This is a genomic window from Sphingobium sp. CR28 (assembly GCF_052327305.1).
In the GTDB taxonomy this organism is placed as follows: Bacteria; Pseudomonadota; Alphaproteobacteria; order Sphingomonadales; family Sphingomonadaceae; genus Sphingobium.
The window spans coordinates 219,155-231,420 of record NZ_CP182486.1 but is presented as its reverse complement, the minus strand read 5'-3'; the positions used below and the strand labels follow the sequence as shown (position 1 = coordinate 231,420).

General features: G+C 64.6%; 11 protein-coding genes. 7 read left to right on the top strand and 4 right to left on the bottom strand.

The genetic code is table 11. From position 1 onward, the window contains the following. Positions 1–44 precede the first annotated feature (44 nt). From ACNAOH_RS01105 to ACNAOH_RS01085, 5 genes are all read left to right on the top strand, one after another. A complete protein-coding gene (locus ACNAOH_RS01105; protein WP_443972010.1) occupies positions 45–2,339 on the top strand; it encodes an LPS-assembly protein LptD in 2,295 nt (764 codons plus the stop codon). A gap of 98 nt (positions 2,340–2,437) precedes the next feature. Continuing rightward, entirely contained in the window at positions 2,438–3,805 is a 1,368-nt protein-coding gene (locus ACNAOH_RS01100; protein ID WP_443970952.1) for a peptidylprolyl isomerase, read from the top strand. Next, the gene (gene pdxA, locus ACNAOH_RS01095; RefSeq protein WP_443972009.1) at positions 3,798–4,838 is read left to right on the top strand and encodes a 4-hydroxythreonine-4-phosphate dehydrogenase PdxA; all 1,041 of its coding nucleotides are present in this window, start codon (positions 3,798–3,800) and stop codon (positions 4,836–4,838) included. The genes ACNAOH_RS01100 and pdxA overlap by 8 nt, the downstream gene beginning before the upstream one ends. A 1-nt stretch (position 4,839) precedes the next feature. Next, on the top strand, positions 4,840–5,673 hold the full coding sequence (gene rsmA, locus ACNAOH_RS01090) for a 16S rRNA (adenine(1518)-N(6)/adenine(1519)-N(6))-dimethyltransferase RsmA (RefSeq protein ID WP_443970951.1): 834 nt from the start codon (positions 4,840–4,842) through the stop codon (positions 5,671–5,673). Positions 5,674–5,871: 198 nt separating this feature from the next. Further along, positions 5,872–6,189, top strand: coding sequence for a hypothetical protein (locus ACNAOH_RS01085; protein WP_443970950.1), 318 nt, complete (start codon positions 5,872–5,874; stop codon positions 6,187–6,189). Between the two features lie 327 nt (positions 6,190–6,516). Here the strand turns inward: ACNAOH_RS01085 and ACNAOH_RS01080 are convergent, their stop codons facing one another. The 4 genes from ACNAOH_RS01080 to ACNAOH_RS01065 form a co-directional block, all read right to left on the bottom strand. Beyond that, entirely contained in the window at positions 6,517–7,041 is a 525-nt protein-coding gene (locus ACNAOH_RS01080) for a tetratricopeptide repeat protein (RefSeq protein ID WP_443970949.1), read from the bottom strand. A gap of 53 nt (positions 7,042–7,094) precedes the next feature. Beyond that, positions 7,095–8,273, bottom strand: a complete 1,179-nt coding sequence (locus tag ACNAOH_RS01075) for an RsmB/NOP family class I SAM-dependent RNA methyltransferase (protein ID WP_443970948.1) — start codon at positions 8,271–8,273, stop codon at positions 7,095–7,097. Positions 8,274–8,282: 9 nt separating this feature from the next. Further along, positions 8,283–9,740, bottom strand: coding sequence for an IMP dehydrogenase (guaB, locus tag ACNAOH_RS01070; RefSeq protein ID WP_443970947.1), 1,458 nt, complete (start codon positions 9,738–9,740; stop codon positions 8,283–8,285). 162 nt (positions 9,741–9,902) lie between these two features. Then, positions 9,903–10,697, bottom strand: coding sequence for an HpcH/HpaI aldolase/citrate lyase family protein (locus ACNAOH_RS01065; protein WP_443972008.1), 795 nt, complete (start codon positions 10,695–10,697; stop codon positions 9,903–9,905). A gap of 140 nt (positions 10,698–10,837) precedes the next feature. Between ACNAOH_RS01065 and ACNAOH_RS01060 the strand changes: the two genes are divergently transcribed. Together ACNAOH_RS01060 and ACNAOH_RS01055 are read left to right on the top strand one after the other, a co-directional pair. Further along, positions 10,838–11,815, top strand: coding sequence for an SPFH domain-containing protein (locus ACNAOH_RS01060; RefSeq protein ID WP_443970946.1), 978 nt, complete (start codon positions 10,838–10,840; stop codon positions 11,813–11,815). Beyond that, positions 11,812–12,261, top strand: a complete 450-nt coding sequence (locus ACNAOH_RS01055) for an NfeD family protein (protein WP_443970945.1) — start codon at positions 11,812–11,814, stop codon at positions 12,259–12,261. Before ACNAOH_RS01060 ends, ACNAOH_RS01055 begins: the two co-directional genes overlap by 4 nt. Positions 12,262–12,266: the final 5 nt, after the last annotated feature.

Genomic DNA, 12,266 nt, shown 5'->3' with positions numbered 1-12,266 from the left:
GGTCCACGCCATTGCTGAACTGTGCCGGGGGACACCGCGCGATCATGATTGTTGCCGCGCTGCTCATTCAGGCCGCCGATCTTCCTGCGGCCGCCGCCCAGAACCGGGCCGACGCGGCACAGGTTCAGGTGCCGGGCAACTCTGCGTCCGATGTTCCGGGTGGCGAATTTCAGGTGCCTCAGGCTGGGGCGGTCGCTCCGACGCCCGAAGCGCAGCCGGATACGGGGCCGGTTTCTGCCGAACAAATCGCCTTCGAAGCCGACCAGATCGACTATGATTATGACAATGAAGTCGTCACGGCCTCGGGACATGTCGTAGCGCGCAGGACCGACGATACGCTGCGCGCAGACAGCATCGTGTGGGACCGCAAAAGCGGGCAAGTGACGGCGAAGGGCAATGTTCGCGTCACGAATGCCAATGGCGACACTGCCTATTCCGACGACTTTGTAGTCGACGATGAGTTCAAGGACGGAATCGTCCGCAACCTGCTGCTCGTGACCAAAAGGGGTGACCGACTCGCTGCCGATCAGGGCGAGCGCAAGGGCGCTGTCTATATCCTGGAGCGCGCAGCCTATACGCCGTGTAAGGTGACGGATGAGAATGGCTGCCCGAAGGAACCGGGCTGGCAGATCAAGGCGGAACGCGTCGTCTATGACGAGAGCCGCGAGCACGTCTCCTACAAGGGCGCGCGCATCGAGCTATTGGGGCTTCCGGTCATTCCGCTGCCCGGTCTCTCGCACCCGCTGGGCGACAAGGGCGGCAGCGGCCTGCTCGTGCCGGACCTGGGCTATGACCGGCGCAACGGCTTTAACGCTGCCCTGCCCTATTACTGGCGCCTCGCGGACAATCGCGATCTCGTCATCACGCCGCACGTCTACACCGAAGTGCTGCCCATGATCGAAGGCAGCTATCGCGCGCTGCTCTCGCGCGGCGCCTATCAGCTGAGCGGTTTCCTCACGTCAAGCCGCCGCGAGGAAGCGATCACAACCCCCAATAATGAGGGGGAAAAGGGACTGCGCGCCTATCTCTCCGCGAGCGGCAAGTTCCAGCTCGATCCACTCTGGTCGGTAACTGGATCGCTTCGCTACGTAACGGACCGGACGTTCCTCAATCGCTACGATCTCAGCCGCGAGGACCGGCTGCGCTCGACGATCAACCTGGAGCGGATCGGCGAGCGGAGCTACTTCTCCGTGGCAGGCTGGGCGTTCCAGACCCTGCGCCCCGGCGCGGTGGCGGGACAGGTGCCGATCGCCCTCCCCGCAATCGACTACCGACTGCGCCTGGCCGACCCGCTGCTGGGCGGCACAGTGCAGGTGCAGGCGAACAGCCTCGCCATCATCCGCACCGAAGGGCAGGACACGCAGCGCGCCTTCGCCAGTGCGACCTGGTCGCTCAACCGGCTGACGTCTCTGGGACAGGAAGTGACGCTGACCGGCTATCTGCGTGGTGATGTGTATCACAGCGCGCAGAACGACCTCTCGCCCACCGTAAGCTATCGGGGCAATCCGGGCTGGGAGGCGCGCGGTATCGCCGCGATTGCCGCGGATATTCGCTGGCCGTTCATCGGCAAGGCCTTTGGCGGACAGCAGCGGATCACCCCGCGCATCCAGCTCGTCGCCTCACCCAAGATCGCCAATATGGAACTGCCGAACGAGGATTCGCGCGCGGTCGACCTGGACGACAGCAACCTCTTCGCGCTCAATCGCTTCCCCGGCTACGACCGTTTCGAGGATTCGGTGCGGGTCACTTATGGCGCCGACTATCACCTCGACCGGCCGAACCTCACGGTCGATGCCACAGTGGGCCAGAGCTACCGGCTGAACGACCGCAGGACGATCCTGCTGGACGGCACGGGCCTCTCGGACCGCCTCTCCGACATCGTCGGCCGGACTCGTGTGCGCTACCGAGACTTCCTCTCGGTCACGCATCGCTTCCGTCTCGACAAGGACAATTTCTCTGTCCGCCGCAACGAGATCGACGCGACGGTCGGATCGCGCAAAACCTACGCGGAAGTCGGCTACATCCGGCTGAACCGCAACATTGCGTCCGGCGTGGAAGATCTACGCGACATCGAGGAAATCCGCCTTGCCGGGCGCATCGCCTTCGCGAAATTCTGGTCAGTGTTCGGATCGACGAATATCGATCTCACTGGTCCCGACGACGATCCGCTCACTCTCCAGTCCGGATATGAGCCGGTTCGGCACCGTGTCGGCATCGCTTTTGAGAATGACTGCGTCTCCGTGGGCCTCACCTGGCGGCGCGATTACCAGACGGTGGGTGACGCACGGCGCGGCAATTCCTTCCAGCTCCGACTCGCTTTTAAGAATCTGGGCCTGTAAGACCGCGCCCTGGCGCTCTGTTGCTGCGCTCACGCCCAGTTCAGACGGGCGGGTGTAGTGCGCGCGTGACGAGGGGCCGGAAAAAGACAATGGAGTTCATGTTGAGAGCAGAGTTCGGGCGCAAGGCCCATCGGGCGATGATGCTGGTCACCCTCGGCGCACAGAGCCTGGTTGCCGTGCCGGTTCACGCGCAGGCAGTGCCGGACGATCGCCTTGAGGCGCCGTCAGCGTCGCTCGACCTGCCCAAGGATCTCACCATGTTCGGCAAGTCCGACCCGAATGTGCGCAAGGCAACAGCGATCGTGAACGGCGCCGTCATCACCCAGACCGACGTGGAACAGCGGCTCGCTCTCGTGGTGCTGGCCAATGGCGGCAAGGTGCCCGAGGAAGAGCTGGAGAGGCTGCGCCTGCAGGTGCTGCGCAACCTCATCGACGAGACGCTGCAGATTCAGGAAGCGGCGGCGAAGGATATAAAGATCAGCCCGGCCGAACTCGACCAGAGCTATGCGCGAGTCGCGCAGAACTTCCGCCAGACGCCCGAGCAGTTCACCAAATATCTTGCGGAACATGGCTCATCGGCCGCCAGCATCCGGCGTCAGATCGAAGGCGAGTCCGCCTGGTCTCGCGTGCTCCGCAGCCAGGTGCAGCCGTTCGTGAACGTCGCCGAGGAAGAGGTGCGCGCCGTCATGAAGCGGCTCGAACAGTCCAAGGGGCAGGACGAGTTCAGGGTCAGCGAGATTTACCTTCCGGCCTCTCCGGAGAACAGGGCGCAGGTCGAAGCCAATGCCCGCCAGATCATTCAGCAGATCCAGCAGGGCGGCTCCTTCCAGGCTTATGCACGCCAATATTCGGAAGCATCGACCGCAGCCGTAGGCGGCGACCTGGGCTGGGTGCGCCTCGGCGTGCTGCCGGACGAACTTTCCGCCGCAGCAACGCAGATGCAGGTGGGGCAGATCGCTGGACCGATTGCGCTGCCCGGCGGCTTCTCTATCCTGCTGCTCGTCGACAAACGCCAGGTGCTGACCGCCGACCCGCGCGATTCCATCCTTAGCCTCAAGCAGCTTAGCATCGCCTTCCCTGCGGGAACGACGCAGGCGCAGGCTCAGCAGAAAGCGAGCACCTTCGCCGACGCCACGAGGGGCATTCAGGGCTGCGGCACCGTGAACGACGTGGGTAAGTCGATCGGCGCTGAAGTCGTCGAGAATGACGGCATCAAGGTGCGCGATTTGCCGCCACAATTGCAGAACCTTCTCCTGGGCATGCAGGTGGGTCAGGCGACGCCGCCCTTCGGCTCCGTGACTGAAGGCGTGCGAGTGCTGGTGCTGTGCGGACGCGACGATCCGCAGGATGCGAGCGCGCCGTCCTTCGACCAGATCATGTCGCAGATGGAAGAAGAGCGCGTGAACAAGCGCGCGCGGACCTATCTGCGCGATCTGCGACGCGATGCGGTGATCGACTATAACTGAGGCAGCCGCCCCGATCGCGGACCCCCGCACGCCTCAGCGCCCGATCGTGGTCACGCTCGGCGACCCGAGCGGGATCGGGCCGGAAATCGTGGCCAAGGCATGGGATCTACGCGATCGGGAAGGTCTGCCGCCGTTCTTCGCGGTGGGGGATTGCGCTTCCATCGCGGCGGTGTGGTCCGGTCCGGTCCGCACCATTGCCGATCCGGCCGATGCGATGTCCGTATTCGAGCATGCTCTGCCGTGCCTCCATGTAGACGACGCGGCGGAGGCGGTGCCCGGACGGCCCACGCTGGACGGGGCGCGCTGCGCCTTCCAGAGCCTGGAGATCGCGACCGGCCTCACTCGGCAGGAAAGCGCCCGCGCGCTCGTCACTGCCCCCGTTTCCAAAGCCCAGCTCTCCCAGGTGGGCTTCACCTATCCGGGCCAGACCGAGTTCGTGGCCGAGCGTTGCGGCGTGTCGCGCGGCAATGTGGTGATGATGCTCGCAGGGCCAGCCATGCGCGTGGTTCCACTCACCATCCACGTGCCACTGCGGGCCGTGCCGGACGCGCTCACCGTCGCGCTCATCAAGATGCGCGCCCATGCTACGGCGCGTGGGCTGCACCGCCTGTTCGGCATCCCAACGCCGCGCCTCGCCATGGCAGGCCTCAATCCCCATGCGGGAGAGGACGGACTGCTCGGGCAGGAGGAAGTGGAGACGATCATCCCGGCGCTGGACGAGCTACGCGCCGAAGGGCTCGACATCCTGGGTCCGCTTGCGGCCGATACGCTGTTCACACCGCGCGCACGGGAGCGCTATGACGCGATCCTGTGCTGCTATCACGATCAGGCGCTTATCCCGCTCAAGACGCTGAACTTCGACGACGGTGTCAACATCACACTCGGTCTGCCGATCGTCCGCACCTCGCCCGATCATGGCACAGCCTTCGATATTGCGGGTCAGGGCCACGCTCATCCCGGCGCCATGATCGCCGCGATCCGCATGGCGCATCAGGCCGATATATCCCGCCGCGCATATGGCGTGCCTGCCTGAGATGACGTCAGCGCCTCTGCCTCCGTTGCGGGAGGTCATTGCGGCCCACGGTCTGCGCGCGAGCAAGGCGCTGGGCCAGAACTTCCTGCTCGACGAGCAGCTTCTCGACCGGATCGCTGCGATACCGGGATCGCTCGCGGGCGAACGCGTGTTCGAGGTCGGCCCCGGCCCCGGTGGCCTCACCCGCGCGCTTCTGCGTGCAGGCGCCCGCGTGACCGCCGTGGAGAGGGATGCGCGGTGCCTGCCCGCGCTTGCGGAACTGGCGGTGGCCTTTCCGGGCCAGCTGGAGGTCATCGAAGGCGATGCAATGGGCATCGACGCGGAGGCGGCCTGCGGCGGCCCGGCGCATATCGTGGCGAACCTGCCCTATAATGTGGGGACGGCGTTGCTGGTCGGGTGGCTGGAGAGCGCGCAATGGGCGCCATGGTGGAAATCGGCGACGCTGATGTTTCAGGCGGAGGTGGCCGAGCGGATCGTGGCGGCGCCGGGGAGCGACGCCTTCGGGCGCCTCGCCATCCTCTCCCAGTGGCGGAGCGAGGCGGGCATCGCGATGAAGGTGCATCGCTCGGCCTTCACCCCGCCGCCAAAAGTGATGTCCGCCATCGTCCATATCGTGCCGAAGGACGCGGCGGAGGGCGTAGACGTGCGCACGCTCGGCAGGCTGACGGCAGCGGCCTTCGGCCAACGCCGCAAGATGTTGCGTCAGAGCCTCAAGGGTATTGCAGGCGCGCTGGAGGCGCTCGACGCGCTGGGCATCGACCCCAGCCGCCGCGCCGAGACGCTGACGGTGGAGGACTATGTGGCGATTGCGCGGATGATCGACGCGCGGGTGTGAGGATGGGTGACCGCGTAACGGCCCGCCTCGGAGAATGAACATGTTTTTCGCGGAGAAGTGGAATGTCGGGACGCGAAGCCATAGCGGACATGCCGTCAACCGTGTAACTCTTAAACTATGCTTAGCTGGTTACGCAAAAGGCTCGCAAATAGGTCGCCTCTGGCTCTCTGGAACGTCAGCTTCGTCGATGGCGACATTGTGGTTAGCGATAGCCAAGGTGCCCAAGAAAAGCTGGCTCTTACTGCCCTGCGCCGGGTAATAGTCGCTACTGACGATAGTGGTCCTTGGGGCGCAGACGTTGTATTCCTGCTCTATTCAAGCGACCCTGACCCAGCTTTAATCTTCCCGCTAGAAGCGTCTGGACGAGATGACTTCGTGAAGTGGTTGATTGCCCAGCCGGGCTACCAAGACCGAGAACTGGCAAAGGCGATGGGTTCCACCCGGATCGCAAGGTTTGAAGTGTTGAACGTCGCCCGGACGTCTACTAACTACGAAGAAGCTGACGTTCAGGTATGAGACGCGGCGGTCCAAAAGCGGACTGCCGGACACGCCAACGTTACGGATGCTTTTCTCGGACCCATCACCGTTCGTCCTGAGTAGCTGCTGAGCTTGTCGAAGCAGCGTATCGAAGGACGGTCACACAGAGGCTGATGCTTCGATATAGCTCTTCGATAGGCGCATGGGGGGCGCTATTCAGAGCCTACTCAGCACGAACGGAGACAGGAAGGCTTCCCCGCGACATTCAGCCCTTTTCCCCTATGACGCTCCGGCTCGAAGGCGGACTTCCGATCGAAGAAGTGTCGCTATACTAATTGAGATCTAGCGCCAACGGGCCGCTCCGCGCTACTTCTGCTCGACCGGTTGCGCGGTTGGCTTGAGCTTCACGTCCTCGGCGGCGACGAGCTTGGGCGGCCCCGCCTTTACCGCTGCGATGAGCGGCTGCGCCGCAGGGCAATCGCCCTTGCAGAGCGCCTCGAGCTTCGCCAGCGTCTCCCGTGCGCTTTCGACCGCGCCCTTGTCGACCATGGCCAGCCCCTGCCCTTGCAGCGCCAGCTGGTTGCGTGGATCGAGCCGGAGAGCATCGGCATAATATTTGATGGCGAGGCCGGGCAGCTTCTCGGCCCGTGCAATGCGCGCCATGGCAATGAAATTGGCCGGATCGCCGGGCGACAGCAGCATCGCGGTCTCGTAAGCGTCGCGCGCTGCGGAGTAGTTCCCGGCGCGGAGTGCCGCTTCGCCCTTGGCCGCCCAGGCTGCAGCGCGCTGATCCCCTTTACCTGACAGACTCGCCGCCTGCTGGCTGACGCCGGCGCTGGCGGTGAGTGCCAAGGCAGTGGCAAGGACTATAGCAGCGGGCGTGAACCGCATCAGCGTCTCCCAAAAACTCGCGGTGGCAGCATTTGCCTCCATAACGGGCTGGCCTAGCATGGTTTTACGACCCGCGCGAAGAAAAACCCGTCAGTTCCGTCATGTTCCGGGGTGAGCAGTTCACCCGGCCCGCCTTCACGGCCATATCCCGCGGGTTCAGCCGTCCAGCCCTGATGCCGCGCGAGAAAGCGGGCGATCTGGTCCGCGCCTTCCTGCTCAATGAGCGAGCACACGGCGAAGACGAGCGCTCCGCCCGGCTTCACAAGCGGCGCAGCCAGCTCGAGCACATGCTGCTGCAGCCGAACGACACCGTCCAGCCGCTCCGGCGTCAGACGCCAACGCGCCTCCGGATTGCGCCGCCATGTGCCGGAGCCCGTGCACGGCGCATCCACCAACACGACATCGCATTGCGACGCGAGCACACTCAGTTGCTCCGCCTCCCGCCCGCCATCGAGCAGCAGTGTTTCGATCAGGTCCGCGGCACCCGCCCGCTGCGCACGGGGCGCGAGGCGAGACAATCTGTCCCGCACGGTGTCGGCAGCGATCAGCCTGCCTTTTCCGCGCATTTCGGCGGCGAGTGCAAGCGTCTTGCCTCCTGCGCCGGCGCATAGATCCAGCACGGTCATGCCCGGCGCGGCGCCACAGGCGGCCACGATGATCTGGCTGCCGGCATCCTGCACTTCCAGCGCGCCCCGTGCGAACGCGTCGAGCGCCTCGACCTGCGTGCCTTCGGGCAAGGCGATGCCATGAGATGTTCCGGCGATCGGCGTGGCATCGGGCAATTCGGCCAGAATCGCGTCCCGATCGGAGACGAGCGCGTTGACCCGCAGATGAAGCGGAGCGCGACCGGGCGGCTGCGCCATTTCCTCCCGCGCCTCGGCCGCGATCAGAGGCAACAGCCAGGGCGGCGCGCCGCTCACCTGCGCACCCGTCTCACCGTCCGCAAGAAGCGCCGGGCCGTGGGCCGAACCATCGAACAGCAGTGCCAGTGCCGGATCGTCCATTGCCAAGCCAATGGCGGCAGCGCGGCCGGTCTCCGGGCGCTCGCCAGACCGCCTTATTGCGCGATAGACGAGATCGCGCACGGCCCGGCGATCCTTAGACCCGGCATAGCGCCGCGTCTTGAAGTAGCGGACAATCAGCGTGTCAGCCGCCGGGCCATTCTCGCGGGTCGCCGCGATCACCTCATCGAGCAGGTCGATCGCGGCCTGAAGGCGCGCGGCGGGCGTCATCGCCCAGCCTCAGCGCGTGGGATAATTGGGTGCCTCGCGTGTGATCGCGACGTCATGCACATGACTTTCCGAGAGGCCCGCATTGGTGATCTGCACGAAGCGCGCACGCTGCTGAAGATCGCGAATGGTCTTGCTGCCGGTATAGCCCATCGCGGCCTTCACGCCGCCGACGAGCTGGTGGATCACATCCCTCGCCGGCCCCTTATAGGGCACCTGACCCTCGATCCCTTCCGGAACCAGCTTCATCTGGTCCTTGATGTCCTGCTGGAAATAGCGATCCGCGGAGCCGCGCGCCATCGCGCCGACGCTGCCCATGCCCCGATAGCTCTTATAGGCACGGCCCTGATACAAGAACGTCTCGCCAGGCGCTTCCTCGGTGCCGGCAAGGAGCGAACCGATCATCACGGCCGATCCGCCAGCAGCGAGCGCCTTGGCAAGATCGCCCGAAGTGCGCAGGCCGCCATCAGCGATCACCGGCACGTCGCTCTTCATGGCCTCTTCGGCCGCATCCATGATCGCGGTAAGCTGAGGCACGCCAACACCCGCGACGACGCGCGTGGTGCAGATGGAACCGGGGCCAATGCCGACTTTGACGCCATCTGCGCCCGCATCGATCAGGGCGCGAGTCGCCTCGGCCGTCGCGACGTTGCCGGCAATGAGCTGGACCGAATTCGACATCTTGCGAATGCGCGCCACGCTCTCCGCCACCATCTTCGAGTGGCCGTGCGCGGTATCGACGACGATGAGATCACACTCCGCGTCGATCAGCGCCTCGGTCCGCGCGATACCCTTGTCGCCCACCGTGGTAGCGGCGGCGACGCGCAGACGCCCAGAGGCATCCTTGGTCGCCTGCGGGTAATTCACCGCCTTCTCGATGTCCTTGACGGTAATCAGCCCGACGCAGTGATAGGCATCGTCCACCACCAACAGCTTCTCGATCCGGCGCTGGTGCAGAAGGCGGCGGGCCTCTTCCTGCGTGACGCCAGTGCGCACCGTCGCAAGATTCTGGTGCGTCATCAGCTCGCGCACCGGCTGGGCGGGGTTTTCAGCGAAGCGCGTATCCCGGTGAGTCAGGATGCCAACGAGCGTTCCGTTCGTCTCCACGACCGGAATGCCGCTGATCCGGTGCCGAGCCATGAGCGCCTGCGCATCCGAAAGGGGCCGATCCGGCCCGATCGTGATCGGGTTGACCACCATGCCGCTCTCGTAGCGCTTCACGGCGCGCACGGCGTCCGCCTGCTCCTCTATGGTGAGATTGCGGTGGAGAACGCCAATGCCGCCAAGCTGCGCCATGACGATGGCCATGTCGGCCTCCGTCACCGTGTCCATGGCAGAAGAGAGGATGGGAATATTGAGCGCTATGTCGCGGCTGATGCGCGTTGAGACATCCGCGTCACTCGGCAGCACATCCGACTCTCCTGGCTGCAGGAGAACATCGTCGAATGTAAGGCCGAGCCGGATATCCATGGAGTGCGCCACCTTGAAGAGCTAAAGCGAGTCCGTGCCGGGACTCAGTGGCGGCCCATGTAACCATTTGATGCGTGAGCGGCTAGGCCCGATCACGGCAAATTTTCTCAGGCGGTAAGGACAGGCTCAAAGATGCAGCCTGCTCGGGCGCTTCCAACGCCTTCAGCCGTCCTGCCCTGCACGGGCGAGAAGCGCTTTGGCCTGCTCGACATGCATGGCCTCGATCATCGCGCCCTCATGCCGCTGGGCACCACCCTGAAAGGCTGCGACGAGGCCACGTGCTGCCTCCAGTTCTTCGGCATCCGGCATGAAGAGCCGATTGACGACGCCGATCTGGTCCGGGTGGATCACCGATTTCCCATCGAAACCCAGTGCCCTGCCTTCGCGACACTCCTCAGCAAGCCCGGCGGGATCATCGAGCCGGTTAAATACGCCATCGAACACCGCCCGGCGGGCGGCCCGCGCGGCGAGCACGATCGACTGAAGCGCGAGGGAAATGCTAGCACGTGGCGCGGAGGGCGGCACACGAAGCTCGTGCCGCAGGTCGTTCACGCCCGCCATCAGCGCCACAACCCCTGCCTGCGCCGCGATGGCTGGCGCGTCCAGCACACCGTGCGCGCTCTCGATCATGGCAATGACGGGGGTCTGGCATACCGCGTGGACGTCGTGCGTGTGACGCGGGGTGGAGACCTTGGGCACCACCACGAAGCTTGGCCGCACCTCACGTGCCAATACCATGTCCAGCCCATGATCGGCGCTCTCTTCCGTATTGATCCTGAGCGCCCACGGCTTCGCGCCGAGTTGCCCCGCCGCATAGCGCACACCGTCTCGCGCGGCCTCCCGCTCGCCCGGAGGAACGGAATCTTCCAGATCGAGGATCAGCATGTCGCAAGACAGGCCCAGCGCCTTCTCCACCAGTCGCCGCCGATGCGCAGGCACGAAAAGCAAAGATCGCATCTGGGCGAGCGGCACTGCCTCGCCCGCTTCGGTTATCGTTCGCGCCAAATGCCCTCCAGTGTAACAATCCCTGATTCTCCTTTATCGTGGCGCCTGGTCGGGGCATAGTCCACATCCAGTCAGGGGAGGCCTTGTATCTCATGAACGCTATCACGCTCGCCTTCTTCCTCGTCGTTCTCGTGGTCCTGTACCTTGCTGCGAGCATAAAGATCGTGCGGCAGGGCTATCAGTATACGATCGAGCGCTTCGGCCGGTTCACGCAGGTCGCCTCGCCGGGATTCAATTTCTTCCCTGCTTTCTTTTATGCCGTCGGCCGCAAGATCAACATGATGGAGCAGGTGATCGATGTTCCCAGCCAGGAGATCATCACCAAGGACAACGCCATGGTGTCCGTGGACGGGGTGGTGTTCTTTCAGGTGCTCGACGCCGCGAAGGCGGCCTATGAAGTGAGCGAACTGCGGATTGCGCTACTCCAGCTCGCGACGACCAACCTGCGGACAGTCATGGGCTCTATGGACCTCGACGAAACCCTCTCGAAACGCGACGAGATCAATGCACGGCTACTTTCCGTGGTCGATCATGCGACCAACGCCTGGGGCGTCAAGATCACCCGCGTGGAAATCAAGGACATCCGCCCGCCACAGGACATCGTGAATGCCATGGCCCGCCAAATGAAGGCCGAGCGCGAGAAGCGTGCGAATATCCTGGAAGCCGAAGGCCTCCGCGCGTCCGAGATCCTGCGGGCCGAGGGCGCCAAGCAATCCCAAATCCTGGAAGCGGAAGGGCGCCGCGAATCCGCTTTTCGCGATGCCGAGGCACGTGAACGCGAGGCTGAAGCCGAGGCCAAGGCGACGACGCTGGTGAGCGAGGCAATCGCACAGGGCAACGCGCAGGCGATCAATTATTTCGTCGCGCAGAAATATGTCGAAGCGGTGGAGAAGTTCGCGACGTCTCCCAATGCCAAGACCATCCTGTTCCCGGTCGAGGCGACGCAGCTCATTGGCACGCTGGGCGGGATCGGCGAGCTGGCGCGTGAGGCGCTGGGCAACAGCGCGACGGAGACCACGCGCACGCCGGCAGGATCGCCCGGCGTTCCCCGGACCCGCACGCCGTCATGAACGACATCCTGCAGAGTCTGGTTGAGACGCCAGCCGGCTGGCTGGCCCTCGCCGCCATTCTCGCGGCTCTGGAAATCGTCATGCCCGGCGTTTTCCTCATCTGGATCGCGGCGGCGGCAGCCGTGACGGGTGCGATCAGCTTCCTCTTGCCGATCGGCACTGCTGTGCAGCTCATCCTGTTCGCCATATTGTGTGGCTTGAGCGTTTATTTCGGCCGACGCTGGTATCTCAATCGTCCAGTGCCCAGCAGCGATCCGCTGCTCAACGACCGCGCGGCAAGGCTGGTGGGCGAACGCGTGGAAGTCGTCGAAGCGATCCACAACGGCGCGGGGCGCGTGAAGGTGGGCGACAGCATCTGGACGGCACGCGGCGCCGACGCGCCAGCGGGTTCTATCGTGCGCATCACCGGTGCGGCCGGGAGCGAACTGCTCGTGGAGCCGTCCTAGGCGCC

Excerpts from the sequence above, each read along its gene's own strand:
- ACNAOH_RS01105 (WP_443972010.1), top strand. The coding sequence starts at position 45 with ATGATTGTTGCCGCGCTGCTCATTCAGGCCGCCGATCTTCCTGCGGCC.
- ACNAOH_RS01100 (WP_443970952.1), top strand. The coding sequence starts at position 2,438 with ATGTTGAGAGCAGAGTTCGGGCGCAAGGCCCATCGGGCGATGATGCTG.
- rsmA (WP_443970951.1), top strand. The coding sequence starts at position 4,840 with ATGACGTCAGCGCCTCTGCCTCCGTTGCGGGAGGTCATTGCGGCCCAC.
- ACNAOH_RS01080 (WP_443970949.1), bottom strand. The coding sequence starts at position 7,041 with ATGCGGTTCACGCCCGCTGCTATAGTCCTTGCCACTGCCTTGGCACTC.
- ACNAOH_RS01075 (WP_443970948.1), bottom strand. The coding sequence starts at position 8,273 with ATGACGCCCGCCGCGCGCCTTCAGGCCGCGATCGACCTGCTCGATGAG.
- guaB (WP_443970947.1), bottom strand. The coding sequence starts at position 9,740 with ATGGATATCCGGCTCGGCCTTACATTCGACGATGTTCTCCTGCAGCCA.
- ACNAOH_RS01065 (WP_443972008.1), bottom strand. The coding sequence starts at position 10,697 with ATGCGATCTTTGCTTTTCGTGCCTGCGCATCGGCGGCGACTGGTGGAG.
- ACNAOH_RS01060 (WP_443970946.1), top strand. The coding sequence starts at position 10,838 with ATGAACGCTATCACGCTCGCCTTCTTCCTCGTCGTTCTCGTGGTCCTG.
- ACNAOH_RS01055 (WP_443970945.1), top strand. The coding sequence starts at position 11,812 with ATGAACGACATCCTGCAGAGTCTGGTTGAGACGCCAGCCGGCTGGCTG.